16 protein-coding genes, 3 tRNA genes and 1 pseudogene are annotated in these 26,084 nt (G+C 73.3%); 10 read left to right on the top strand and 10 right to left on the bottom strand.

The features are described 5' to 3' along the window. The first annotated feature begins 39 nt into the window (after positions 1 to 39). The 5 genes and pseudogenes from ACZ7P3_RS07985 to ACZ7P3_RS07965 all read left to right on the top strand — a co-directional run bounded on the left by ACZ7P3_RS07985 (position 40) and on the right by ACZ7P3_RS07965 (position 7,317). Positions 40 to 894 carry a sirohydrochlorin chelatase gene (locus ACZ7P3_RS07985; RefSeq protein WP_472079783.1) on the top strand — a complete coding sequence of 285 codons (855 nt, stop codon included), beginning with the start codon at positions 40 to 42 and terminating at the stop codon, positions 892 to 894. Between the two features lie 148 nt (positions 895 to 1,042). Then, positions 1,043 to 2,317: a deoxyguanosinetriphosphate triphosphohydrolase gene (locus ACZ7P3_RS07980; RefSeq protein ID WP_472079781.1), complete on the top strand. Its 1,275-nt coding sequence runs from the start codon at positions 1,043 to 1,045 to the stop codon at positions 2,315 to 2,317. 104 nt (positions 2,318 to 2,421) lie between these two features. Beyond that, positions 2,422 to 3,687, top strand: a complete 1,266-nt coding sequence (locus ACZ7P3_RS07975; RefSeq protein ID WP_472079779.1) for an NAD(P)/FAD-dependent oxidoreductase — start codon at positions 2,422 to 2,424, stop codon at positions 3,685 to 3,687. A 154-nt stretch (positions 3,688 to 3,841) separates the two neighbouring features. Then, complete coding sequence (gene dnaG, locus ACZ7P3_RS07970) at positions 3,842 to 5,737, top strand: DNA primase (protein ID WP_472079777.1); 1,896 nt, start codon at positions 3,842 to 3,844, stop codon at positions 5,735 to 5,737. 256 nt (positions 5,738 to 5,993) lie between these two features. Beyond that, positions 5,994 to 7,317: pseudogene (locus ACZ7P3_RS07965) on the top strand (RNA polymerase sigma factor). 220 nt (positions 7,318 to 7,537) lie between these two features. Here ACZ7P3_RS07965 and ACZ7P3_RS07960 read toward each other — a convergent pair. From ACZ7P3_RS07960 to ACZ7P3_RS07945, 4 genes are all read right to left on the bottom strand, one after another. Then, complete coding sequence (locus tag ACZ7P3_RS07960; RefSeq protein WP_472079775.1) at positions 7,538 to 9,466, bottom strand: ABC transporter ATP-binding protein; 1,929 nt, start codon at positions 9,464 to 9,466, stop codon at positions 7,538 to 7,540. Then, the gene (locus ACZ7P3_RS07955) at positions 9,466 to 11,199 is read right to left on the bottom strand and encodes an ABC transporter ATP-binding protein (RefSeq protein ID WP_472079774.1); all 1,734 of its coding nucleotides are present in this window, start codon (positions 11,197 to 11,199) and stop codon (positions 9,466 to 9,468) included. Before ACZ7P3_RS07955 ends, ACZ7P3_RS07960 begins: the two co-directional genes overlap by 1 nt. 145 nt (positions 11,200 to 11,344) lie before the next feature. Further along, entirely contained in the window at positions 11,345 to 12,802 is a 1,458-nt protein-coding gene (locus ACZ7P3_RS07950) for a xylulokinase (protein ID WP_472079772.1), read from the bottom strand. Between the two features lie 236 nt (positions 12,803 to 13,038). After that, a complete protein-coding gene (locus ACZ7P3_RS07945) occupies positions 13,039 to 13,344 on the bottom strand; it encodes a YtxH domain-containing protein (RefSeq protein WP_472079771.1) in 306 nt (101 codons plus the stop codon). Positions 13,345 to 13,502: 158 nt separating this feature from the next. Here ACZ7P3_RS07945 and ACZ7P3_RS07940 point away from each other — a divergent pair. From ACZ7P3_RS07940 to ACZ7P3_RS07930, 3 genes are all read left to right on the top strand, one after another. Next, positions 13,503 to 13,575, top strand: a tRNA-Asn gene (locus ACZ7P3_RS07940). A gap of 6 nt (positions 13,576 to 13,581) precedes the next feature. Next, a tRNA-Asn gene (locus tag ACZ7P3_RS07935) sits at positions 13,582 to 13,654 on the top strand. Positions 13,655 to 13,831: 177 nt separating this feature from the next. Further along, a tRNA-Ile gene (locus ACZ7P3_RS07930) sits at positions 13,832 to 13,908 on the top strand. Positions 13,909 to 14,574: 666 nt separating this feature from the next. On the opposite strand, the gene ACZ7P3_RS07925 is transcribed toward ACZ7P3_RS07930, so the two are convergent. Continuing rightward, a complete protein-coding gene (locus tag ACZ7P3_RS07925) occupies positions 14,575 to 15,258 on the bottom strand; it encodes an ANTAR domain-containing response regulator (RefSeq protein WP_472079769.1) in 684 nt (227 codons plus the stop codon). A gap of 133 nt (positions 15,259 to 15,391) precedes the next feature. Here ACZ7P3_RS07925 and ACZ7P3_RS07920 point away from each other — a divergent pair, with 133 nt between their 5' ends. Further along, positions 15,392 to 16,357 (top strand): anti-sigma factor RsbA family regulatory protein, encoded by a 966-nt coding sequence (locus ACZ7P3_RS07920; RefSeq protein WP_472079767.1) that lies wholly within the window; start codon positions 15,392 to 15,394, stop codon positions 16,355 to 16,357. 61 nt (positions 16,358 to 16,418) lie between these two features. Here the strand turns inward: ACZ7P3_RS07920 and ACZ7P3_RS07915 are convergent, their stop codons facing one another. Next, positions 16,419 to 17,456 (bottom strand): rod shape-determining protein, encoded by a 1,038-nt coding sequence (locus ACZ7P3_RS07915; protein ID WP_472079766.1) that lies wholly within the window; start codon positions 17,454 to 17,456, stop codon positions 16,419 to 16,421. Between the two features lie 670 nt (positions 17,457 to 18,126). Further along, positions 18,127 to 18,513, bottom strand: a complete 387-nt coding sequence (locus tag ACZ7P3_RS07910; RefSeq protein ID WP_472079765.1) for a CU044_2847 family protein — start codon at positions 18,511 to 18,513, stop codon at positions 18,127 to 18,129. A 209-nt stretch (positions 18,514 to 18,722) separates the two neighbouring features. Here ACZ7P3_RS07910 and ACZ7P3_RS07905 point away from each other — a divergent pair, with 209 nt between their 5' ends. Beyond that, positions 18,723 to 22,337 carry a S8 family serine peptidase gene (locus ACZ7P3_RS07905; protein ID WP_472079764.1) on the top strand — a complete coding sequence of 1,205 codons (3,615 nt, stop codon included), beginning with the start codon at positions 18,723 to 18,725 and terminating at the stop codon, positions 22,335 to 22,337. 1 nt (position 22,338) lies between these two features. On the opposite strand, the gene ACZ7P3_RS07900 is transcribed toward ACZ7P3_RS07905, so the two are convergent. The 3 genes from ACZ7P3_RS07900 to ACZ7P3_RS07890 all read right to left on the bottom strand — a co-directional run bounded on the left by ACZ7P3_RS07900 (position 22,339) and on the right by ACZ7P3_RS07890 (position 26,084). Then, positions 22,339 to 23,925, bottom strand: coding sequence for a carboxyl transferase domain-containing protein (locus ACZ7P3_RS07900; protein WP_472079762.1), 1,587 nt, complete (start codon positions 23,923 to 23,925; stop codon positions 22,339 to 22,341). Then, positions 23,918 to 25,405, bottom strand: a complete 1,488-nt coding sequence (locus ACZ7P3_RS07895; RefSeq protein ID WP_472079761.1) for an acyl-CoA synthetase — start codon at positions 25,403 to 25,405, stop codon at positions 23,918 to 23,920. Before ACZ7P3_RS07895 ends, ACZ7P3_RS07900 begins: the two co-directional genes overlap by 8 nt. A gap of 73 nt (positions 25,406 to 25,478) precedes the next feature. Next, positions 25,479 to 26,084: an O-methyltransferase gene (locus ACZ7P3_RS07890; RefSeq protein WP_472079759.1), complete on the bottom strand. Its 606-nt coding sequence runs from the start codon at positions 26,082 to 26,084 to the stop codon at positions 25,479 to 25,481.

Raw genomic sequence — 26,084 nt, 5'->3', positions numbered from 1 at the left:
CGCAACGGCGGCGCAACCTCCCGCCGTCAGGATCCTTCCATGACGGCGTCGAACCCTCCTCGCGACGAGCCCCTCATCCACCTCGACAGCACGGCGCAGCTCATGAACAGCATCAGCAGCCGGCTCGCCGGCCGGCTCCGGCTCGTCCCGCCCCCCGGCCGCCGCCGTCCGGCCCCGCCCGCCCTGGTCCTGGTCGCCCACGGCAGCCGCGACCCGCGGGCGCTGGACACCGTACGGGCCCTGATGGACCTGGTACGGCGGCTGCGCCCCGCCCTTCCGCTGCGCCTGGGCCACATCGAGCTGAACGAGCCCCTGCTCCCCGACACCCTCGCCGCCCTCGGCGACACCCCCGCCGTCCTCGTCCCGCTGCTCCTCGGCCGGGGTTACCACGTCAAGCGGGACATCCCCGAGCTGGCCGCCGCATCACCGGCGCGCGTGCGCGTGGCCGCCCCGCTCGGCCCCCACCCGCTCCTCGCCCAGGCCCTGCACGCCCGTCTGGTCGAGTCCGGCTGGCCCACGACCCTGGACGACACCGCCCGCCGCACCAGCGCGGTCGTCCTCGCGACGGCCGGCTCCCGCGACCCCGACTCGGCCGCCGACACCCGCGCCACGGCCCGCCTCCTGGCCGAGCGCCTGGGCGTCCCGGTGCTCCCCGCGTACGCCTCGGCGGCGACCCCGACGGTCGCGACGGCGTTGCGCGTCCTGGCGGCCGGGGGCCGCCGCAGAGTGGCGATCGCCTCCTGCTTCACCGCTCCGGGGCGTTTTGCGACGCAGTGCGCGCAGGAGGCCCCTTGGACCGTCTCGGCTCCGCTGGGAGCCCACGAGGCGATGGCCCGCCTGATCCTGCACCGCTACGACCGGAGCCTGTCAGCACGCTCCACGGAGGCCGCCTAGGGGAGCGGGGCGGTGTCCCCGTGCGGCTCCGCCGCGCCGCCGCGACGGGCCGCCGCACACCGCCCGCACGCGTCCGAAAACAGCACTCGACAGACGATCGGGCGCCCGGCACCACCCAATTGTCACTGCGGGCGCCTACTGTCGAATCATGGAAGGCACCACACCTGAGAACGCCTACGACCCGACGTCGGTAGAACGCTGGGCCCCCGAACCCGACAAACGCCCCGGCCGCACCGCCTTCCAGCGCGACCGCGCCCGGATCCTCCACTCCGCGGCCCTGCGCCGCCTCGCGGGCAAGACCCAGGTCGTCACCCCGGGAACCCGCAGCCAGGCCTGGGACGCCAGTCCACGGACGCGGCTGACCCACTCCCTGGAGTGCGCGCAGGTCGGCCGCGAGCTGGGCGCGGCCCTCGGCTGCGACCCCGACCTGGTCGAAGCGGCCTGTCTCTCCCACGACCTCGGCCACCCGCCCTTCGGACACAACGGCGAACAGGCGCTGAACGAATTCGCCGACGACTGCGGCGGCTTCGAGGGCAACGCCCAGTCCCTCAGACTCCTCACCCGCATCGAGCCCAAGCGCTTCACCCCCGAAGGCTCCGTCGGCCTCAACCTCACCCGCGCCGCCCTCGACGCCGCCACCAAGTACCCCTGGCCGCGAGGCGACCACCCCACCGACCCGGCGTCCCGGAAGTTCGGTGTGTACGAGGACGACCGCCCGGTGTTCGACTGGGTCCGCAAGTCCGCCCCCGGCACCAGCACCTGCTTCGAGGCCCAGGTCATGGACTGGGCGGACGACGTGGCCTACTCGGTGCACGACGTCGAGGACGGCCTGCACGCCGGCCACATCGACCCCAACTGCCTGCACGCGGACCCCGAGCGGCAGGCGGTCTTCGAGGTGGCCGTCGGCCGGTACGTCCCCCTCGGCACCGACCCGGCCGAACTCGCCGCGGCCCTGGACCGCCTCCAGGACGAGGAGTGGTGGCCGCACGGCTACGACGGCACGGCGGCAGCCCAGGCCCGCCTCAAGGACGCCACCAGCCAGCTCATCGGCCGGTTCTGCCTGGCCGCCGAGAGCGCCACCCGGGCCGCGTACGGCCACGGCCGGCTCACCCGCTACGGTGCCGAACTCGTCGTACCCCACGAGACCCGCCTGGAGTGCGCGGTGCTCAAGGCGGTCGCCGACCGGTACGTCATGCAGCGCGCCGAGCAGGAGCGGCTGCGCGCCGACCAGCGGGTGGTCGTCGCCGAACTGGCCGAGGCGCTCACCGCACGCGCGCCGGACGGTCTGGACCCGCAGTTCCGCGCGCTGTTCGACGCGGCGCCCGACGATCACGCGCGCAAGCGGGTGATCGTCGACCAGATCGCCTCGCTGACCGACGCCGCCGCCCGCTCGCTGCACGCGAGACTGACGGGGCATATGTGAAGGGAACGTGACCCGGGGTGGCCTGATCGGGGCACTCCCTCTTCCCGCAGCACGTTGCGTGCGGGACGCTCGCTTGTGGCGACACCCTTACGAGGAGGCATCAAGTGGTCGACGCGGATCAGACATTCGTCATCGTCGGAGGCGGTCTCGCCGGCGCGAAGGCGGCCGAGACGCTCCGTGCGGAGGGCTTCAGCGGCCGGGTGATACTGATCTGCGACGAGCGCGACCACCCGTACGAGCGACCGCCGCTGTCCAAGGGCTATCTGCTCGGCAAGGAGGAGCGCGACAGCGTCTTCGTGCACGAACCCGCCTGGTACGCGCAGAACGACGTCGAGCTGCACCTCGGCCAGACCGTCGACCGGATCGACCGCACGGCGAAGACGGTCCGCTTCGGCGACGACGGCACCCTCGTCCGCTACGACAAGCTGCTGCTGGCCACCGGTGCCGAGCCCCGCCGCCTGGACATCCCCGGCACCGGCCTGGCGGGCGTCCACCACCTGCGCCGCCTCGCCCACGCCGAGCGGCTCAAGGGCGTCCTCACCGCGCTCGGCCGGGACAACGGGCACATCGTCATCGCGGGCGCCGGCTGGATCGGCCTGGAGGTCGCCGCGGCGGCCCGTACGTACGGCGCCGAGGTCACCGTGATCGAGCCGGCGCCGACCCCGCTGCACGGCGTCCTCGGACCCGAGCTGGGCAACGTCTTCGCCGAGCTGCACCGCGACCACGGGGTCCGCTTCCGCTTCGGCGTGCAGCTCACCGAGATCGTCGGCCAGGACGGCATGGTCCTCGCGGCCCGTACCGACGACGGCGAGGAGCACCCGGCCCACGACGTACTGGCGGCGATCGGCGCGGTACCGCGCACGGGCCTGGCGAAGGCCGCCGGGCTGGAGCTGGCCGACCGGGCGCAGGGCGGCGGTGTCGTCGTGGACGGACGGCTGCGGACGTCCGACCCCGACATCCACGCGGCCGGTGACGTCGCCGCCTTCCCGCACGCCCTCTTCGGCACCCGGCTGCGGGTGGAGCACTGGGCGAACGCCCTGAACGGCGGTCCGGCCGCCGCGCGCGCGATGCTCGGCCAGGACGTCACCTACGATCGCGTGCCCTACTTCTTCACCGACCAGTACGACCTGGGGATGGAGTACAGCGGGTGGGCGCCGCCGGGGTCGTACGACGAGGTGGTCATCCGGGGCGATGCGGGCAAGCGCGAGTTCATCGCGTTCTGGGTGAAGGAAGGCCGCGTCCTCGCCGGGATGAACGTGAACGTGTGGGATGTCACAGAGCAGATCCAGCGTCTGATCCGCACCTCGGCGCCGGTGGACCTCGACGCGCTGGCCGATCCCCATGTGCCGCTGGAATCGTTGGTCGCCTAGGCGTCAGCCTTCCGGTCCGCCGTTCCGCGGGCGCGTGCCGTCCGCGGCCGGTCGCGCCCGCGCGGCGCAGCCGCGTCCCGCACAGAGCCCCGCGGCCCCTCCGGAGCGCCGCGGTGGCCCCGGTCATGTCCTTCCGCCCCCGTAGAATCACCTCGTGGCAGGACGGATCAACGACGAGGACGTGAAGGCGGTACGGGACGCGGTCCCGATCGACGCCGTGGTCTCCGAGTACCTCCAGCTGCGCAACGCCGGTGGCGGCAACCTCAAGGGGCTGTGCCCCTTCCACGACGAGAAATCGCCGTCCTTCCAGGTCAGCCCGAGCAAGGGACTCTTCCACTGCTTCGGCTGCCAGGAGGGCGGCGACACCATCACCTTCGTCATGAAGGTGGACCACCTCTCCTTCTCGGAGGCGGTGGAGCGGCTGGCCGCCCAGGCCGGCATCACCCTGCGGTACGAGGAGGGCGGGTACAACCCGGCCCACCAGCGCGGCGAGCGCATCCGCCTGGTCGAGGCGCACAAGATCGCCGCCCAGTGGTACGCCGAGCAGCTCGCCACCGGCCCCGAGGCCGAGACCGGCCGGGTCTTCCTCGCCGAGCGCGGCTTCGACCAGGCCGCCGCCGTCCACTTCGGCGTCGGCTACAGCCCCCAGGGCTGGGACCACCTCACCCGCTACCTGCGGGGCAAGGGCTTCACGGACAAGGAGCTGATCCTCTCCGGGCTCTCCCAGGAGGGCCGCCGCGGCCCCATCGACCGCTTCCGGGGCCGGCTGATGTGGCCCATCCGGGACATCGGCGGCGAGGTCGTCGGTTTCGGCGCCCGCAAGCTGTACGAGGCGGACAACGGCCCGAAGTACCTGAACACCCCCGACACGGCGATCTACAAGAAGAGCCAGGTCCTCTACGGCATCGACCTCGCCAAGCAGCACATCGCCAAGAGCAGCCGGGCCGTCGTCGTCGAGGGCTACACCGACGTCATGGCCTGCCACCTCGCCGGTGTCACCACGGCCATCGCCACCTGCGGCACGGCCTTCGGCGGCGAGCACATCAGGATCCTGCGCCGTCTGCTCATGGACAACGGCTCGGCCCGCGTGATCTTCACCTTCGACGGCGACGCGGCCGGCCAGAAGGCGGCCCTGCGCGCCTTCGAGGACGACCAGAAGTTCGCCGCCGAGACGTACATCGCCATCGCCCCGGACGGCATGGACCCCTGCGAGCTGCGCCTGGCCAAGGGCGACGAGGCGGTCGCCGACCTCGTCGAACCCCGCACCCCGCTCTTCGAGTTCGCGCTGCGCCAGATCGTCGTCCGCTACGACCTGGACACCCCCGCGGGCCGTGCGGCCGCCCTGGACGAGGCCGCCCCGATCGTCGCCCGCATCAAGAACAGCGGCGCCCAGCACGAGGTCGCCGTCGACCTGGCCGGCATGCTCGGCATCCTCGACACCCAGTTCGTGGTCAAGCGGGTGGCCCAGCTGGCCCGCTGGGCCCGCGACCGCGGCGGCAAGGGCCCGGCCCCCACCGGTCCGCAGTCGTACGAGGCCGCTCACCGCCCCGCCACGTCCGGTCCGGCGCTCCAGCTCCGCAACCCCGTCTACGCCACCGAGCGCGAACTCCTCAAACTCGCCCTCCAGCGCCCCGAACTGGTCTCCCCGGCCTTCGACGCGTACGGCGTGGACGAGTTCACCGCCGCCCCCTACGCCGCGGTACGCCACGCCATCCTGGACGCGGGCGGCGCGGAGAACGGCATGCGGGACGCCCAGGAGTACCTGGTGCGCGTCCGCGAGGCGGCCCCCGACGACATGGTCCGGGCCATGGTCACCGAACTCGCGGTCGAGGCGATCATGCGCAGGACGGTGGACGAGAACTACGCGGGCGAACAGCTCGTGACCGTCCGCCGACGCGCTGTGGAGCGACGCATCCAGGAAATCCAGATCACGGTCAAACGCTTGGAAGTGGGCGGAGATCCGGCCCAGTTGGCTGCCGTGCGGAACGAACTGTGGGTTCTGCAGCAGTACGACCAGGCACTGAAGATGCACGGCGCCACCGCCCTCTGACGACCCGTCGGACACCTGCGCCACCGCCCGTCCGCCCAGCCGCGCCGCCGGTCCGTCCCGACGGGGTCCGCGCCGCGCAGCCGGTCCGTCCGGGCGGGGGCCGCGCGGTGCACGGTCGCACGGGTCTCGTACGGGGGTCCGGACCCCGGGGATCCTCGCAGACCGGACGGGGCGCGGCGGCCGGGATGTGCGGTGCAGGTCACCAGCCGGTCACGGGCCGGATGCAAAAAGTCACCGCACGCCCCTCGTGGCGGGGATGTGTCTTCCTCCACACTGGGGGCGGTGCCCGAGTCCTCGGAGCGCAGGCCGTCGACTCTCCGCTCCCGAAGTACCGCTGCCGCACACCTTGAGCAGCGATCATCCTGGAGGTCGCCCCCGTGCAGACCCAGACCCTCACCCAGACCGACAGCAGCACCAGCACCGCCGCCGACGAGGCGGACGACGAGAGCGACGTCCTCGTGGCCGTGCCCCCGCAGGGCCGTGCCCCCCACCATCCGGAGACGACCCCGGAGGCGGCGGCAGGGACCCCGGAGGCGCTCACCGGTACGGCCGGCGAACCGGCGGAGCCGACCGCCGGGGCGCTCAGGGAGGAACCGGAGGAGCCCGGCACGCAGGAGGAGGCCGCCGAGCCCGCCGAGGTCCCGGCCGCCGCCCGGGCCGATACCGGCAGCCCCTCCTCGGACCTGTTCCGCCAGTACCTGCGCGAGATCGGACGCATTCCGCTGCTCACCGCGGCCGAGGAGGTCGAACTCGCCCGCCGGGTCGAGGCCGGGCTGTTCGCCGAGGAGAAGCTGAGCACCGCCCCGGACCTGGACAGCCGGCTCGCGCACGACCTGGACCGGCTCGTCGTCATGGGCCGGATGGCCAAGCGCCGTCTCATCGAGGCCAACCTGCGGCTCGTGGTGTCCGTCGCCAAGCGGTACGTCGGCCGCGGCCTGACCATGCTCGACCTGGTCCAGGAAGGCAACCTCGGGCTCATCCGGGCGGTGGAGAAGTTCGACTACGCCCGCGGCTACAAGTTCTCCACCTACGCCACCTGGTGGATCCGGCAGGCCATGTCCCGCGCCCTGGCCGACCAGGCCCGCACCATCCGGGTTCCCGTGCACGTCGTGGAACTCATCAACCGGGTCGTGCGCGTCCAGCGCCGCATGCTCCAGGAACGCGGGTACGAGCCGACGCCCGAAGAGGTCGCCGCCCACCTCGAACTGCCGCCCGAGCGCGTCTGCGAGGTGCTGCGGCTCGCCCAGGAGCCGGTGTCCCTGCACGCCCCGGTCGGCGAGGAGGACGACGTGGCACTCGGCGACCTCATCGAGGACGGCGATGCCGCGAGCCCCGTCGAGTCGGCCGCCTTCCTGCTGCTGCGGCAGCATCTGGAGGCCGTGCTCTCCACCCTCGGCGAACGCGAGCGGAAGGTCGTCCAGCTCCGGTACGGACTGGCCGACGGCCGCCCGCGCACCCTTGAGGAGATAGGGCGCCTGTTCGGGGTGACCCGGGAGCGGATACGGCAGATCGAGTCCAAGACGCTGAACAAGCTCAGGGACCATGCCTTCGCCGACCAGCTGCGGGGGTATCTGGACTGAGCCGGTCTCCGGGTGCGCGATGGCGCTGCGCGCCGGGGTGCCGTGGCACCGCGGGCCGTCGTCGGCTGCGGGTGCGTGGGGGCTGGTCGCGCAGTTCCCCGCGCCCCTTCCGGGGCGGGGGTGTTGGCCGGCTGCGGGTGTGTGGGGGCTGGTCGCGCAGTTCCCCCGCGCCCCTTCGGGGGCGGGGGAACCCCGCCCGCAACCGGACAACGGCAGTTGTTCAGTCCACCTCGGCCACTGCCTGTGCGAACTGCGCCTTGTACAGCCGGGCGTACGCCCCGTCGGCCGCCAGCAGCTCCGCATGGGCGCCCTGTTCGACGATCGAGCCGTTCTCCATCACCAGGATCGTGTCCGCGTCCCGGATGGTGGAGAGCCGGTGCGCGATGACGAACGAGGTCCGCCCGTCGGCGAGTTTGGCCATCGCCTTCTGGATCAGCACCTCGGTACGGGTGTCGACGGAGCTGGTCGCCTCGTCCAGCACCAGGATCGTCGGGTCGGACAGGAACGCCCGCGCGATGGTGATGAGCTGCTTCTCACCCGCGCTGACCCCCGTGCCCTCGTCGTCGATCACGGTGTCGTAGCCCTCGGGCAGGGTGCGGATGAACCGGTCGGCGTGAGCCGCCCGCGCCGCCTCCTCGATCTCGCCCGGGGTGACCTCGCGCGCGGCGCCGTACGCGATGTTCTCCGCGATGGTGCCGCCGAACAGCCAGGTGTCCTGGAGCACCATGCCGATCCCGGCCCGCAGTTCGTCCCGGGACATCCTGCGGATGTCCACGCCGTCGAGGGCGATGTGCCCGCCGGAGACGTCGTAGAACCGCATCAGCAGGTTGACCAGCGTGGTCTTGCCCGCCCCGGTCGGGCCGACGATCGCCACCGTCTGCCCGGGCTCCACCGTCAGCGAGAGGTCCTCGATCAGCGGCTTCTCCGGGTCGTACCGGAACGAGACGTGCTCCAGACGCACCCGCCCGTGCAGCTCGGCCGGCCGCTCGCCCGGTACCGGATCCGCCTCCTGCTCCTCCGCGTCCAGGAGTTCGAAGACCCGCTCGGCCGAGGCGACGCCCGACTGCACCAGGTTCGCCATCGACGCGACCTGCGTCAGCGGCATCGAGAACTGCCGCGAGTACTGGATGAAGGCCTGGACGTCACCGATGGACAGCGCGCCCGACGCGACCCGCAGACCGCCGACCACGGCCACCAGCACGTAGTTGAGGTTCGACACGAACATCATCAGCGGCTGCATCACACCGCTGTTGAACTGCGCCTTGAACGCGGCCTGGTACAGCGCCTCGTTCTGCTCGGCGAACTGCTGGGCCGACTCCTCCTGCCGTCCGAACACCTTGACCAGGGTGTGCCCGGTGTACATCTCCTCGACGTGTGCGTTGAGCTTGCCGGTGGAGCGCCACTGCTGCACGAAGTGCGGCTGCGACCGCTTGCCGATCCGGGTGGCGACGACGAACGACAGCGGCACGGTCAGCAGGGCCACCAGCGCCAGCAGCCAGGAGACGTAGAACATCATCACGAGCACGCCGATGATGGTCAGCACCGAGTTGATCAGCTGGCCCATCGACTGCTGGAGCGTCTGCCCGATGTTGTCGATGTCGTTCGTGGCCCGGGAGAGCACCTCGCCGCGCTGGCGCTTGTCGAAGTACGACAGCGGCAGCCGCGACAGCTTCCCCTGCACGTCCTCGCGCAGCCGGTACATCGTGCGGTTCACGGCCCGGTTGGTCAGCCGGGTGGCGACCGCCATCAGCAGACCGGCGACCATGAAGGTGCCGAGCGCGAGCAGCAGCACGTTCCCGACGGCATCGAAGTCGATGCCCTTGCCGGGGGTGAAGTCGGTGCTCTTGAGCATGTCCGCGATCTGGCCCTGGCCGTGGTCGCGCATCGACTGGAGCACCTGCTCCTTGGTGGCCCCGGCGGGCATCCGCTTGCCGATGATGCCGCCGAAGATCAGGTCGGTCGCCCGGCCCAGGATCTTCGGGCCGATCACGCTCAGGCCCACGCTGACGACCACGCAGAGCAGCAGGGCGTAGAGGGTGAGCCGTTCCGGTTTGAACTGGGCGACGAGCCGTTTGCCCGACGCCTTGAAGTCCATCGAGCGCTGGTCGGGGCCGCCCCCGGCCATCATGCGTCCCATGGGCCCTGCCATCAGGCGGCCTCCGCTTCCGTCAGCTGGGAGAGCACGATCTCCCGGTACGTCTCATTGGTCTCCATCAGCTCGTGGTGCCGGCCGGAGCCGACCACCCGGCCCTCGTCCAGCACGACGATCCGGTCGGCCTCCCGGATGGTCGCCACCCGCTGGGCGACGATCACCACGGTGGCCTCGGCGGTCTCCCGGGAGAGCGCGGAGCGCAGGGCCGCGTCGGTCGCGTAGTCGAGCGCCGAGAAGGAGTCGTCGAAGAGGTAGATCTCCGGGCGCTGGACCAGCGTGCGGGCGATGGCGAGCCGCTGCCGCTGGCCGCCGGAGACGTTGGTGCCGCCCTGTGCGATCGGCGCGTCCAGCCCGCCCTCCAGCTTCTGCACGAAGTCCTTGGCCTGCGCCACCTCCAGCGCGTGCCACAACTCCTCGTCGGTGGCGTCCGGATTGCCGTAGCGCAGGTTGGTCGCGACCGTGCCCGCGAACAGGTACGGCTTCTGCGGCACGAGCCCGACCGTCTTCGCGAGCAGCTGCGGCTCGACCTCCTGGACGTCCACGCCGTCGACCAGCACCTCGCCCTCGGTGGCGTCGAACAGCCGCGGGACCAGCCCCAGCAGCGTCGACTTGCCGCTGCCGGTCGAGCCGATCACGGCGGTCGTCTCGCCCGGCCGGGCCACCAGGTCGATGGACTTCAGCACCGGCTCCTCGGCACCCGGATAGCGGAAGCCCACGGCCCGGATCTCCAGATGCCCGTGCCGGCGCAGCTCGACGACCGGCGCGAGCGGCGGCACCACGCTGGAGTCGGTCCCGAGGACCTCCTGGACACGCTCGGCGCACACCTCCGCGCGCGGCACCATCATGAACATGAACGTGGCCATCATCACGGACATGACGATCTGCATCAGATAGGCGAGGAACGCGGTCAGATCACCGATCTGCATCCCGCCGCTGTTGATGCGGTGGGCGCCGAACCAGACCACCGCGATCGACGACACGTTCACCGTCGTCATGACGATCGGGAACATCAGGGCGAGCATCCGGCCGGTGGCCAGCTGCATCTCGGTCAGGTCGCCGTTCGCCTTTCCGAACCGGCCCTGCTCGTACTCGTCCCGGACGAAGGCGCGGATCACCCGGTTGCCGGTGATCTGCTCGCGCAGCACCCGGTTCACCGTGTCGAGGCGGACCTGCATGGACCGGAACAGCGGCCGCAGCCGGCGCACAATCAGCGTCACGGAGATGCCGAGCACCGGCACCACCGCGACGAGCACCCCGGACAGCGGTACGTCCAGGCCGAGCGCCAGCACGATCCCGCCGACACACATGATGGGCGCCGAGACCATCAGGGTGAACGTCATCAGGACCAGCATCTGGACCTGCTGTGCGTCGTTGGTCGTACGGGTGATGAGCGAGGGTGCTCCGAAGTGACCCACCTCACGGGCGGAGAAGGACTGCACCCGGTCGAAGACGGCGGCGCGCAGGTCCCGGCCGAGCGCGGAGGCGGTCCGGGCGCCGTAGTACACGGCGCCGATGTTGCACACGACCTGCGCCAGCGAGATGCCGATCATCAGGCCACCGAAGGACAGGATGTAACCCGTATCACCCTTCACGACGCCCTTGTCGATGATGTGCGCGTTCAGGGTGGGCAGGTAGAGGGTGGCGCAAGTCTGCAGGAACTGCAGCAGCACCAGGATGGCTATGGGTTTCTTATAGGGCCTGAGATAGGTCCGCAGAAGTCGTATGAGCACGCTACGTCTCTCGGAGTCGGCGGTGGGGGCCGGTCGATATGCCCTTGGCCCCTATCGTCGGACACTCCACCGGCGTTACCTCAACCGATTAAGCCGACCGGTGAACCCCGCGGCGCGGTGTTCGTGGGGCGGAACGGCTCGGTGTTCAGGCGCGGAACGCTCCCGGGTGGGTCTGCTCCCGCACGGAGACGAACTGCTGCCGCACCGCCTGTCCGACGGCCAGGTCGTCACCCGGCTCCAGAACCTGCGCGGCCGCACCCTGCCAGGCCGGCGGGGTGCGCGGGTCGAGTGTGCCCTGCGACACACCGAGCGCCCAGGCGGCCTGCCGGGCGGCGCCGATCGCCGCGTAGTCGGCGGGCTGCGGTACGACGACCTGCGCACCGAACAGCGAGGGCGCGGCGGCCTGCACGGCCGGCAGCTCGGCGGCCTGGCCGAGCAGGAAGATCCGCCGCACGTCCACGCCCCGACCGCGCAGCACGTCCAGCGCGTCGGCGAGCCCGCACAGCATGCCCTCGAACGCGGCCCGCGCCAGATGCTCCGCCTTCATCGACTCGCGCCGCAGCCCGGCGAGCGTCCCCGCGGTGTGCGGCAGATGCGGTGTCCGTTCCCCCTCCAGGTAGGGGAGGAGGACCAGCCCGTGGGCTCCCGGCGTGGACTTCATCGCCAGGTCGGACAGGCTCTCCAGATCCGGCAGCCCGAGCAGCTCGGCGGTGCCGCGCAGGGTGCGTACGGCGTTGAGGGTGGTGACGACCGGCAGGTGCATGCCGGTGGCGTCGGCGAGCGAGGTGATCATCCCGGACTGGTCGGCGAGCGCCTCCGGGTGCACGGCCATCACGGACCCGGAGGCCCCGAGCGAGACGACCGCGTCCCCCAGCCCGATCCCGAGCCCGAAGGCGGCGGCCATGGTCTCCCCGGTCCCGGCGGAGATCAGCAGCCCCTCCGGGGTCGTACCGGCCGCGTCCGAGGGGCCGATCACCTCGGGCAGCATCGCCTGGTGGCCGAGCGCCAGCTCGATCAGGTCGGGCCGGTAGGCGCCGGTGGCGGCGGACCAGTACCCGGTGCCGGAGGCCCCGCCGCGGTCGGTGGTCCTGCGCACGGGCCGCCCGAGCAGCTGCCACACCAGCCAGTCGTGGGCCTGGAGCAGGGCGGCCGTGCGCAGCGCGTTCTCCGGCTCGCTCTTCGCGAGCCAGCGCAGCTTGGTCACGGGCTGCGCGGCCTGCGGGACACAGCCGACCGCCTGGGCCCAGGCCTCCCGGCCGCCCAGCGCGTCGACCAGGTCGGCCGCCGCGACCTGCGCCCGCTTGTCGCCGCCGACCAGCGCCGGACGCACGGTGTTGCCCTGCGCGTCCAGCGGGATCAGCGCGTTCTGCTGCGAGGACACGCCGATGGCCTGCACGCCCTCCAGCAGGCCGCCCCCCGCGGCCTCGCCCAGGGAGAGCAGCCAGGCCTGCGGGTCCACGTCACTGGGACGCGTGCTGCCGCCTTCCGGCGTGTCGACCGGATGTGGGGCGTACCCCTGGCGGAGCACGGCACCCGTGTCCGCGTCACAGACCACGATGCGCGTGAAATCGGGCGAGCTGTCCAACCCGGCGACTATCCCCATGGCCAAAATTCTGCCGCATCGCGGCGCTTGCTTTGGCCGTGGGCGCTCAAGGAGACGAGGGCGCCTGTGATCCGGCGGCAACGGGCCCGTCACGGCCGGGCGCGCTCACGCGGCGGAGCCGCACAGCGGCACGGTCCCGCGCGCCGGTGCGGCCCCGCACAGCGGTACGGTTCCGCGCCCCGGCACGGTCCCGCGCCCCTGAGGCCGGAGCGGTGATCCCGTGCTCACCGGTCCCCCTAGGTGTTGCTGGTGCCCCAGTCGTCCTCTTCCGTTCCGTTGACGGTGCGCTCCCGCAGGGAACGGACGCGGTCGGCGACGGATGCCGGGACCCGGTCGCCGACCTTGTCGCTGACCGTGTGGAAGGCCTTGCCGGCGTAGACGCGGCCCTGCTGGGCGGCCGTCTCGGCGGTGTTGCGGACCGCGGGGTTCTGGGCGATCCGGCGGGCGGACTTCTTCAGCTGCTCGTAACGCTCGCGTCCGGCCCGCGTGCCGAGTACGTAACCGAGGGCCAGTCCGGCGACGAATGTGAGCCGGTAGCGCATGGTTGCCACCCTTCCGTTGCGTAGGTCTCTGGTGTGGCGTCGGGGCCTGGGAGTACCGATTGGCGGAGCACCCCCCTGCTTGCGCTAATGTATGTGTCGCAGCGAGCGCCCGCCCCCTGGCGAATACCCAGGGAGGTACGTTCGATGCAACGAAGCGATCCTCCGTAGCTCAATTGGCAGAGCAGCCGGCTGTTAACCGGCAGGTTACTGGTTCGAGTCCAGTCGGGGGAGCTTCGATCCTCCGTAGCTCAATTGGCAGAGCAGCCGGCTGTTAACCGGCAGGTTACTGGTTCGAGTCCAGTCGGGGGAGCACGCTGAACGAGGACCCCGACGGGGTCCTTTTTCATATGCGCGGGAACCGGCGCGGACGCGGCGAAGTCCTCAAGGTCAGGAAGCAGCGCAGAAGCCGACCATCCGAAGCAGGAGATCGTATGAGCGGCTATGCTGCGGCAGACGGCGCGCACACTTGTACGCGACACGCCGCTATGGGGCGGTAGCTCAGCCGGTTAGAGCAGCGGACTCATAATCCGTCGGCCGTGGGTTCGAGTCCCACCCGCCCCACCACTGCGAGTTGGCGCAGGAACGTTTTCACCTGCGCTGACTTTGCGCCCCCCGAGGACCGGACGCGAGGAGCGACACGCCGGAGATCCTCATCCGGCCCGCTGTCGGCCCGCATGCCGGACGATCACGACGTGAAGCGGACCCGGTCGGCGGGGCGTCGCCCGAAGCCGCGAGTGCGGCTCTCAGGGCTCGGGCGGGACGACGAACCCCCGCACCGGCTCCGGCTCCGGATCACGTGACCGAGGCTGCTGCGCCCGCTTCCACGCCGTCACCGGGTCCGCCTGCCGAGGGTCGGTGCCCTGCCCGTACGGACCCTGCCCGTGCAGGGGACTTGAGGCGCCGCGGAGTCGCCGAGCGCGATGAGCGCGATGAGCGCCTCGGGCCGGGTGCCGGGTGCCGGGTGCCGGGTGCCTCGTGCTCACCGCGGCCCGTCGGGTTCTGCGGTCCTCGTCAACCGGCGGACATGGCATACGACTTGGCCGGACCTGGCTTGGACATGCCGTGTCCGGGGCACGGACCTCCTACAAGGAGCCGCCGCCGGGGCGGTGCCGGCAGGAGGAGGACGTCATGGACCGTCGGATCCGGGTACGTGTCAGTCGTCGGCCCGCCGCCCCGCGCGGGCAGGAGATCGACCGCAGGACGCCCTCCGGGCGCATCCTGCCCTACTGATCACCCGTCATGGGTGTGCAGGGAGACCGCCGCACGCAGTGCCGTCCGCAGGTTTCCGGGCGGCACGGGGCCGTCCGGTGCCGCGCTCGCGACGACGGCCGCCGCCACGTCGCGCAGCTTGGTGTTGGACCGCTGGGAGGCCTCCCGCAGGATGTCCCACGCCCGCTCGGCACCGCACGCATGAGCGGCCATCAGAATGCCGCGCGCCTGGTCGATCACCGGGCGGGAGACGATCGCCTGACGCAACTGCTCGATCTCCACCCGCAGCCCGTGCAGCTGCTCCGCCCGCTCCCGGGCCACCGCGGAGGCGGTACGGACGGGCGGCTCGGCGGGCAGCGGTGTGCGCAGCGGATCGACGGCGTCCAGGCCCACGAGCTCCAGGATCCGGCGCGGCTGGCCCCGCCAGCCCGTGGCCGCGACCGGTACACCGCGCCGGTGCCCGTACCCGCTCAGCACGTCCAGCGACTCCAGGCCTGCCGTGTCCATGAAGGACACCCCCGTCACGTCCAGCTCCACCCGGCCGACTCCCGCCGGCAGGGCGGACAGGGCCGCGGCCAGTGTGTCCGTGCAGCCGAGGACCAGCTCTCCGCGCGCGTCGAGCAGGGCCCGGCCCGCCTCGGTCCGGCCGCCGACGACCAGCGCGTCCAGCCGCCCGGTGTGCGGTGCTCGTGCCGCTGAGTTCATGTCTCCCCCCTGTGTCGGTATCGGTCCTCGCCGGCTCGCTCCTCGCCTGCCCCGGGCTCCCGGGCCTACACCCGGCGGGGGACGGACAAGGCGCATACTGGGCACCTGTGTTCATGCGAAGCTGGGAGACGGCGTGAGTGTCCCGGAGCCGGCCCGGCCCCCGACGGCCGACCCCTTCGTCCACCCCGCCCTCTTCTACGAGGACGCCGAGCAGTACCTGGCGGGCACGGTGCCCTTCGTCCGCGGCGCGCTGGCCGCCGGCGAACCGGTCGCGGTCGCCGTCCCCGGCGAGAACCTGCGGCTGATCCGGGACGCGCTGGGCGCGGACGCGGACGCCGTACGGTTCCTGGACATGCGCGAGGCCGGGCGCAACCCCGCCCGGATCATCCCCGGCGTGCTCTGCGCCTTCGCCGACACCCAGCCGGCCGGCCGCCGGGTCCACATCATCGGCGAGCCCGTCTGGGCGGGCCGCAGCGCCGCCGAGTACCCCGCCTGCGCCCAGCACGAGGCGCTGATCAACACCGCGTTCCAGGGCCGCAGGGCCACCGTCCTGTGCCCCTACGACACCGCCCGCCTGGACGCACGGGCGCTCGCCGACGCCCACGCCACCCACCCGGTCGTCATCCCGCCCGGCGCCGGCACGCACCGGCCCAGCGAGACCTACGACCCCGAGGGCGTCGTCGCCCACTACAACGAGCCGCTGCCCTCCGCCCCCGGCACCGGCCCCGGCGTCCTCGCACTGGTCTTCGACGACGACTCGCTGCCCTCCGCCCGGCGCCTCGCCACCGTGCACGGCGCCCGGCTCGGCCTCAGCGGCCTGCGCCTGGAGGACCTGACCCTGATCACCTCCGAGCTGACCACCAACAGCGTGCTGCACGGCGGCGGGACGGGCACGCTCACCGTGTGGGCCGAGGGCGGGTACGTGCTGTGTCAGGTCCGCGACCGGGGCCGCCTGACCGACCCGCTGGCCGGCCGCCGCCCCGCCGCCCGCGACCAGCGCGGCGGCCGCGGCCTGCTCCTGGTCAACCACGTCTCCGACCTGGTGCGCACGCACACCGGACCGACCGGCACGACCATCCGGAGCTACCTCGCACGCTGACGCCCGGCGCGGCCGCACGGCGGCGCCCGCCGCGCCACCGTCCTGCCGTCGCCGGGCTGCTTCAGGCGGACAGCCGTTCCAGGACCAGGGGCGGGATCCGGCCCTCCAGCATCGCGCCGATGCCCTCCACGGCACACACGTCGGGCCGCTCCGCGATGTGCACCGGCATCCCGGTCGCCTCGCGCAGCATCTGGTCCAGGCCGGGCAGCAGGGCGGAGCCGCCGACCATCATGATCCCGCGGTCGGCGAGATCGGCCACCAGGTCGGGCGGGCAGTCGCGCAGCACCTTGCCGATACCGTCCAGGACGGCGGTCAGCGGTGTCTGGATGGCGTAGCGGACGGCGGCGGTGTCGACCCGCACACTGCGGGCGAGCCCGGTGACCACGTCCAGCCCGTGGATCTCCGTCGCGGTCGGTCCGTCCAGGGCGAGCCCGTTGCCGGCCAGGGCGACCTGCAGCGGCCGTACCGCCTGGCTGGGCAGCATCAGCGCGTGCTTGTGCCGCAGGTGCTGCACGATCGCATGGTCGACGGCCTCCCCGCCGACCGGGATCCGCTCCGCGGCGACGATGAACCCGAGGGAGAGCACGGCCACCTGGGTGGCCGCCGCCCCGCACACCATGATCATGGTCGCCTCGGGCTGCTCCACGGGCAGCCCGCACCCCACGGCGGCCGCGATGAGCGTGTCCACCAGCTCCACGCGCCGCGCACCCAGCCCGACCAGCGTCTCGATCGTCGCCCGCTGGGCCACCGGGTCGGCGTCGTGCGGGGTGCAGGCCGCCGCGCGCAGCCGGGGCCTGCGGCGCAGGGAGCGGCGCATCTTGTCCCCGAGCAGGTGCCGCAGCATCCGCTGGGCCATCTCGATGTCGACGATCGTGCCACCGCTGATGGGCCGTACGACCCTGATGTAGCCCGGCGTCTTGCCCGTCATCCGCTGCGCGAACTCGCCCACCGCGATGAGTGCCCCGGTCCGGATGTTCACGGCCGCGACCGACGGCTGGTCGACCACGAGACCGGCACCCTTCACATACACCCGGGTGCGCGCCGCCCCCACGTCGACGGCGAAGTGGCAGCGTCTCAGCTGGTCCAGACTGACGGTCACGGCGGATCCTCCCGGGTGGGCGGGCCTTGGGCTGCCGCCTGGTCCGGCGGGCCTCACTGGCATCCTGCGGCGGCGCGGGGGGCGGGCGCCTTCTGGAGGGGGCCGGGCGGGGTGCGGCTGAACGGGGGGTTTGCGTGACAGGGTCTGCGCGGCGCGCAGGAGAGGCGCGGCACCAGGAGATATGACGACGGGTTGGACGCATGTGCGCGTGAGGCGGAAGCCGATGCGGACGAACGGGCTGCCCGGCGCCCGCGCGGCCCTCGGTCCGCCGTCTGCGCTGGCCGCCACCCGCGCTGCCCGCCACCCGCGCTGCCCGCCACCCGCGCTGCCCGCCACCCGCGCTGGCCGCCGCCCGCGCTGCCCGCCACCCGCGCTGGCCGCCGTCCGCGCCGCCCGCCACCCGCGCTGGCCGCCGTCCGTGCCGCCCGGCGTCCGCCGCTCGACGTCGGTGGAGCCGATCACCGGACAGGGGTGCGGGTCCCGTCCACGGGCACGACCGCGGGCGGCACGCCGAGGCCGCCCGGACGGGTCGGGAACGACACGGTCGGCAGCCCAGGCCCCGCCGGCCTGTACGACGTGCGCTCAGGTCAGCCCGTGCGGGGCGCCACCAGGAAACCCGCCCCGGCGACCGCGCCCCCGTACCCGGTCCGGGCGTGCCGGGCGGCGTCGCTCATGAGCGGGCCGTGGGCTCCGGACCCGCGCCGTCCGCGCCGTCCGCGTCGGCCGGGGTCGCGGCCTTCGACGTCCAGCTCAGTTTGACGACCAGTTGTCCCTCCGCCGCCCCCTTGGCGATGACCGCGCCCGCCTCGGCGGTCAGCTTCACGCCGAACTCCAGCTCCACGGAGTCGGGGCGCAGGCTGCCGTCGCGGAAGACCCGCAGCGCGGACTGGGCCGCCGAGCGGACCCCGTCCAGGGTGCTCTCGAAGGTGCGGGCGGCCTGGGCCGCCGGGCCGCCCCCCTCGCCTCTGGAGACGAGCCGGGTGCCATTCATGCCGTCCGAGGCCTCCACCACGACGACGGCGCCGTCCTGCGTCGTGAACTCCATCAGCTTGTTCATGGCGCCTTCCCCCGTTTTCTTGATCCAGATTGCCGGTCCATTGTCGCGGACGGGGGCGGGGATGTCTCCGGTCCGGTCCCCGCCGCGCAGCCTCGCTGGCGGGAAGCCGCCAGGACACCTTCCCGCCAGCGACGGCCAACACCCTTGCACCACAGGGCACATGACACTCGTCCCAGCGCTCGACGCGCTCGACACGAGAAGAGGCGTGGATGACCAGAGGACCAGTCAGACACGGGGCGGCGCTGCTTGCGGCGGGGCTCGTGATCGCCCTGTCGCCGGCGGCCCCGGCGGCCGCGCAGCAGGCCGCCACCACGGCCCGGCGCACCCCGGACGCCGCCGCCACCGTCACCCTCGTCACCGGCGACAAGGTGACCGTCACCGACCTCGGGCAGGGACGGAAGACGGTCGCCGTGCAGCGGCCGCGGGGCGCCACCGGCGCGGTACGGACGCAGATGAGCGGCGGTGACATCACCGTCGTACCGGACGAGGCGCTGCCGTATCTGCGGGCCGGCACCCTGGACCGGCGGCTGTTCGACGTGAGCGGGCTGGTCCGGCAGGGGTTCACGGACGCCGCGTCGGACACGCTGCCGCTGATCGTGACCTACGCGAAGGGGGCCCGCGCCGTCGCACCGGCCGGCACCGAACGGACGCGGACGCTGCCGAGCCTCGGCGCGGCCGCCGTCGAGGCCGGCAGGGGGCGTACCTTCTGGCGCTCGTTCACCCGGGGCGGCGTCGGCAAGGTCTGGCTGGACGGCCGCGTCAAGTCCGACATGGCCGAGAGCAACGCCCAGATCGGCACGGAGACCGCCTGGGACGCCGGCCTCACCGGCAAGGGCGTCACGGTGGCCGTCCTCGACACCGGTGCCGACCTGGGCCACCCCGACCTCAAGGACCGGGTCGCCGCCACCAGGAGCTTCATCGACGGGCAGGAGGTCGCCGACCGCAACGGGCACGGCACGCACGTCACCTCCACCGTCGGCGGCAGCGGTGCCGCCTCCGACGGCAAGGAGAAGGGGGTCGCGCCCGGCGCCACGCTCGCCGTCGGCAAGGTGCTCGGCGACCAGGGTTCGGGCAGCGAGTCCCAGATCATCGCCGGCATGGAGTGGGCGGCACGGGACGTGCACGCCCGGGTGATCTCGATGAGCCTCGGCTCGACCGAGGCCAGCGACGGCACCGATCCCATGGCCCAGGCCGTGAACACCCTCTCCAAGGAGACCGGCGCCCTCTTCGTCGTCGCCGCCGGCAACACCGGAGCCCCGTCCTCCATCGGCTCGCCCGGCGCCGCCGACGCGGCCCTCACCGTCGGCGCGGTGGACCCGGGCGACCAGGCCGCCCACTTCACCAGCGCCGGACCCCGCTACGGCGACAACGCCCTGAAGCCCGACCTCTCGGCGCCCGGCGTCGACATCCTCGCCGCCCGCTCCCAGCTCGTCCCCGGCAGCGGCTACTACACCTCCATGAGCGGTACGTCCATGGCGACCCCGCACGTCGCCGGGGCCGCCGCCCTGCTCGCCGAGGAGCACCCCGACTGGACCGGCGCGAAGCTGAAGGACGCACTGATGTCCAGCTCCGAGCGGCTCGACGCGTCCGCGTACGTGCTGGGTGCCGGGCGGGTGAGCGTCTCCGGCGCGGTGCGGGCCGACATCACGGCCACCGGCAGCGCCGACCTAGGCTTCTACAGCTGGCCGTACGAGGCGAATGAGCCGGTCACCCGGACCCTCACCTACCGCAACTCCTCCGACCGGGACATCCCGGTGAAGCTCTCCGTCCAGGGCGGTCCGGACCAGGTCGCCACCCTCGCCGACTCCACCCTCACCGTCCCGGCGCACGGCACCGCGTCCACCACCGTCACCGGTGACGGGTCCAAGGCACCGGTGGGGGAGACCAGCGGGCAGATCGTGGCCTCGGGCGCGGACGGCACCCCGCTCGCACACACCGTGTTCGGGCTGGTCAAGGAGGAGGAGCGGTACACGCTCACGGTGCACGTCAAGGACCGCGACGGCGCGCCCGCCGGCGCCGACCTCACCGTGCAGCGGCTCGCCGCGGGCGAGGACGCCCAGCCCGCGCACGTCGGCGGCTCCGGCACCCTGAAGCTGCGCCTGAAGCCCGGCACCTACAGCCTGACCTCCTTCCTCGACGTGCGCGGCAGCCACGGCGCCGACTCGCTCGGCCTCGGCTTCCTCGCCGCCCCCGAGATCACCCTGGACCGGGACCGCGACATCACCCTGGACGGGCGGGCACTGCGGGAGGTCAAGGCCGACGTCGACCGGCGCACCGAGACCCGCCAGCTGCTCATGGAGTACGACCGCACCGCCAACGGCGCCGACCTGTTCGGCGCGGTCCAGGTGCCCCTGACCTACGACAGCGTCTTCGCCGCGCCCACCCGGAAGGTCACCCGGGGCGGCTTCGAGTACCGGACCGTGTGGCGGCTGGCCAAGCCGCTGCTGGAGGTCAGGGGGGTCGGCGAGGCGACCGTACAGGCGGGCGGCACGCTGATCGAGGGGCGTACCAGGCTGCCGCTGGCCGACGTCGGGGACGGCCCGTTCACCGGGGTGGCGGGCAAGGCGGTGCTCGCCCACCTCGCCGACGGCGCCGACCCGGCCGCGCTGGCCGGGGCCGCCCAGGACGCGGGCGCCAGGGCGCTGTTCGTGACGGACGACGCGCCGGGCCGGCTGATGGCCTGGTGGGGCACGGACGACGACGCCGAACGGCCGCTGCAGATCGCCACGGTGAGCAAGGGGGACGCGGCCCGGCTGCGCTCGGCGGGACACGTCGACATGACCGGCACCCGTGACGCGCCGTACGTGTACGACCTGTCGGAGGGCCACCGGGGCGCGATCCCGGACCGGGACCTCACCTATGCCCCCACCGGACGCCAACTCTCCGCCGTGCACGTCGGGTTCCACTCCCCGCAGCCGGTGAGCGGCGGCGAGTTCCGGTACTCGATCACCGGCACCTTCCCGATCGGCCTCGGCTTCCAGGAACGCGTCGACCTGCCCGCCGAACGCACCGACTACGTCTCCACCGGCCCCGGCCAGCTCTGGCACGAGTCCGTCACCGCCCGGGACGGGGCGCTGGAGGAACGCAGCGGGCTGGTGCGCTACGAGGGCGGATCGCGGCCGGAGCTGGACTGGTTCCGTCCCGTGTGGCACCCGTGGCTCGGCACCGGGCTGGGCTGGGGGCAGCAACGCGCCGGTAACCAGATCCAGTTGAACACACCGGGCTGGGGCGACTCGGGGCCGGACCACACCGGCTTCGGCGACGTGTGGAGCGAGGACAGCGGGATGAGCCAGACCACCGCCGTCTACCTCGACGGCACCCAGGTCGACCGGCGCACGAGCTCCGGCGTCTACGTCTGGGACGCCCCCGCCGACGAGCACACCTACAAGGTGGTCACCGACACCGCCCTGGACGCCGGCCACTGGCCGCTCGCCACCCGGGGCCACAGCGAGTGGACCTTCCGGTCGGCGGCCACCCCGGAGGACCACTGGACCTACCTGCCGCTGATCAACCTCGCCTTCGACGTGGACACCGACCTCGCCGGCCGGGTGCGCGGCGGGCAGCGGACACCCGTCGGGCTCGGCGCCGCGTACGTGGCGGGCGCGGCCGGCACCGGGACCCTCGGCGGCGGCACGCTGGAGGTGTCGTACGACGACGGCACGACCTGGCACACGGTCCGCCTGACCGCCGGCCGGGGCGCCTCCTGGCACGGCACGCTGACCGTGCCTCGCGATGCCGAGCACGTCTCCCTGCGGGCCTCGGCCCACGACGACAGGGGCGGCACGGTGACCCAGGAGATCGTCCGGGCGGTGGGGGTGCGGTAGCTCAGGAGCGGGGGTGGCCGGCGGTCCCGACGACGCCCCGGACCACCCCCAGCTCCACCAGGTCCTGCGGCCGGATACGCAGCTGCCCCGCGGTCGCCTCCACCTCCCCGGGCGGACGCTTGAGGATCGCCGCCGCGAGTTCCGGGGCGATCACCGAGAAGTAACTGTCCGGCGTGGCCCAGGTGTTGCCGGGCGCGGCCAGTGCGAGCGCCCCGCCGGAGCCGCCCTCGCCGATGACGAGCGTGGTGACCGGGACCCGGGCGGCGGCCACCGCGCCGAACACCTCCGCGATCGCCGCCCCGGCCCCCTGCCGCTCCGCCTCGGCGTCATTGGCGGCACCCGGCGTGTCCACCAGCGTCAGCACCGGGATCCCGAGCCGGTCCGCGAGCCGGATCAGCCGCGCCGCGGTGCGGTATCCCGCGGGCCGGGTCGCCGTCCCGGTCTGCGCCGCGTACGCCACGGTACGGCCGTCCCGCTCGCCGAACCCGCAGAGCATGCCGTCCGGGTCGGTGCCGCCGCAGCGGTCACCGGAGATGGCCACCCGGCGGGTGAAGCAGGCGTCCAGGTAGGCGTGCGCGCGCGGGCGTTCGGGGGAACGGGCGCGTACGACGGCTTCCCAGCCGGTGCCGGGGAGGCCGGCACTCGCGCCGAGGGCGCACGGCGCCGGCACCTCCTCGACGTGGACCTTCCTCGCGCGGGCCGTCGCCATGCCGGTCTCCCGCGCGGGCCCCTGCTCGACGGACCGCTCCCGGGTCTCCCGCGGTGGAATCTGCCCGGCAGGGCTCTCCCGGTCCTCCTGCGTGGGCCCCGGCTCGGCAGAGCTCTCCCGAGGCCCCTGCGCGGGCCCCGGCTCGGCAGGGTTCTCCCGGGGCGCCTGCGCGTGCTCCTGCTCCGCGGGTTGCTCCCGCGCCGGGGCGGTGAGCAGCCGCAGCCACACCCCCAGGGTCTCCCGCAGCTCCTCCAGGGGGACCACCGCGTCTGCCGAACCCGCCGCCACCTGCGCCTGCGCGGTATAGGCCGCCGGGTCGGCGTCCGGCGGGCGCACCCGGGAGCCCGCGAAGCCCACCTGGGCCCCGGACAGCGCCAGGATCACATCGGCTCCTGCGCCCAGGGTGGCCCAGCCGCCGCCCGTCGTCGGGTCCCGCAGGACGGCGATCTGCGGCAGGCCCGCCTCCCGGGTGAGCACCGACTGGCGGGCCACCCGCTGGAGTTGGGTCAGCGCGAGCATGCCCTCCTGCATCCGGCTGCCGCCGGTGGCGACCAGGGGCACGATCGGCAGCCGGTGTGCCCGGGCATGTGCGTACGCCGCCTCCAGCCGGTCGCCGGTGCGCTCGCCCAGGGAGCCGCCGAGGAAGCCGAACTCGAACGCGATCAGCACGGCCCGGGTGCCCGCGACGCTCGCGGTGCCGCAGACGACGGACTCCTCCTCGCCGGTGCGCGCGGCGGCCCGGGCCCGCGAGGCGTCGTAGCCCTGCCAGCCGAGGGGGCCGTCGGGCTTCGGCTCCCTTATGGCGCAGGGCAGTTCGTCGAAGCTCGACCCGTCCGTGACCAGGGCCAGGATCTCGCGCGCCGACAGCCGCTCAGGCATCGGCCACCAGTGCCCGCTTCATGATCTTCCCCATGTCGTTGCGGGGGAGGGCGTCCAGGTAGTGGACCACGCGCGGGCGCTTGTGCGGGGCCAGCCGCCCGGCCACGTGATCGGCCAGCTCCTCGGCGGCGGGCACGGACCGCGGGTCCGCCGGGACGATCCAGGCCACGATCCGCTCGCCCAGGTCCGCGTCCGGCTCCCCGGTGACCGCCGCTTCCCGCACCCCCGGGTGCTCCAGCAGCGCGTTCTCGATCTCGCCCGCCCCGATCTTGTAACCGCCGCTCTTGATCAGGTCGGTGGCCTTGCGCCCGACGATCCGGACGTATCCGTCGGCCTCCCGCACCGCCATGTCACCGGTGCGGAACCAGCCGTCGGCGGTGAACGCGGCGGCGGTCGCGTCGGGCCGGTTGAGGTACTCGGTGAACAGGTTCGGGCCCCGCACCTGGATCTCGCCGACGGTCTCCCCGTCGTAGCCGGCCAGTTCCGAGCCGTCCTCCTCCACCAGCCGCAGTTCGACCCCCGGCAGCGGCACACCCACGGTGCCCGCGCGGGCCTCCCCGTCGGCCCGCACGCTGGTGTTCATCAGCGTCTCCGTCATGCCGTACCGCTCGATCACCCGCCGGCCGGTCGCCGCCGCGATCCGCTCGTGGTCGTGCACCGGCAGCGCCGCCGAACCTGAGACCAGCAGCCGGGCCCGGCCCAGCGCCTCGGCCAGCTCCGGGTCGTCCGGGAGGGCCTCGGCGATGCGGTGGTACATGGTCGGCACCCCGAACAGCATGGTCGCGCCGTCGGTCAGCTCCCGGGCCACGCCCTCGGTGCTGAACCGGCCCAGGTGCCGCACCGACCCGCCGCGCCGCAGCGGGCCGAGGACGCCCAGCACGAGCCCGTGCACATGGAACAGCGGCAGCCCGTGCACCAGCACATCCCCGGCCGTCCACTGCCAGGCGTCGGCCAGCGCGTCCAGGGTCGCGGCGAGGGCCCGGCGCGGGATGACCGCGCCCTTGGGCGGGCCGGTGGTGCCGGAGGTGTAGACGACCAGCGCCGGGTCGGCCTCGGAGAACTCCTCGGCCGGGACGGTGCCGGTGCCGGACGCGTCCACGTCCAGCCGTGCCAGGTCATGGAGCACGGCGGGCAGTTCGGCGCCGGGCGCGGCGAGCACGAGAGCGGGGGCGCTGTCGGAGAGGATGTGCGCCAGCTCCTTCTCGCCCGACTTCGGGTTCAGCGGCACCGCGGCCGCACCGGCGAGCAGCACACCGGTCACCGCGACGGCGGTCTCCAGCTCCGGCGTCGCCCACACGGCGACGCGGCCGGCACCCCGCAGCCGAGCGGCCAGCGCGCCGGCGGCGCCCGCGAGCGAGCCGTAGGTCAACGACCGTTCGCCGAACCGCAGGGCGACCCTCCCCCGGACTTCGTCCGGGGGGACCCCCATCTCGCTGCGCTCGCCCGGACCGTCCGCCAGGGCGGGGAAGAGGGAAGACACGCGGCGCACTCCTTGGCTGTAGGACAAAGCTGTCGGAAAACTCAGGAACACTCGGTGGACGACAGCATCCTTCCTACACCAGGAGCCTCGTCCCCACGACCGTGCTCAGGTCGGGCGCAAGGCGCAATTCGGTCGCACGCAGGGCGGGATGCCCCAGCCAGTGCAGCCGGGCCGTGTCGGGCACACCCTCGTGCAGCGGCGGCCGGCCGCACGCCGGGGTGAAGTCGTCGACGACGACCGTCCCGCCGGGCACGAGCAGCCGCTCGACGTCGGCGGGCCGGTCCCCGGGCGCCTTCCCCTGCCCGCCGCCGTCGAGCACGAGCAGATCGAAGGGGCCGTACTCCTCGATCCGCCGCCAGTCGCCGGTGAGCACGGTGACCTCGGGGCGCTCGGCGAAGACGGCCGCCGCCGCCCGCGACCGCTCCCGATCCCGCTCCACGCTGTACAGCCGCACGCCCGGCCCCGCCGCCGAGGCCAGCCAGGCCGGCCCTACGCCGAGCCCGGTGCCGCTCTCACCGATCCTGGCCGGGGCGCCGCCCGCCAACGCGTGCAGCAGGCGGCCCTGTTCGGGGCGGCAGGAGTACGGGAAGCGGTGGGCGCGGGCGGCCGTCAGAGCGTCCCGCACGAGGGGCGGGAGCCCGCCCAGGCCGGCGTACGCGTCGGTGCCGTGGATCGCCAT

Source organism: Streptomyces sp. NPDC107581 (assembly GCF_055657175.1).
The sequence above is the reverse complement of the archived record's forward strand: the minus strand, read 5'-3'. Positions and strand labels throughout refer to the sequence as shown.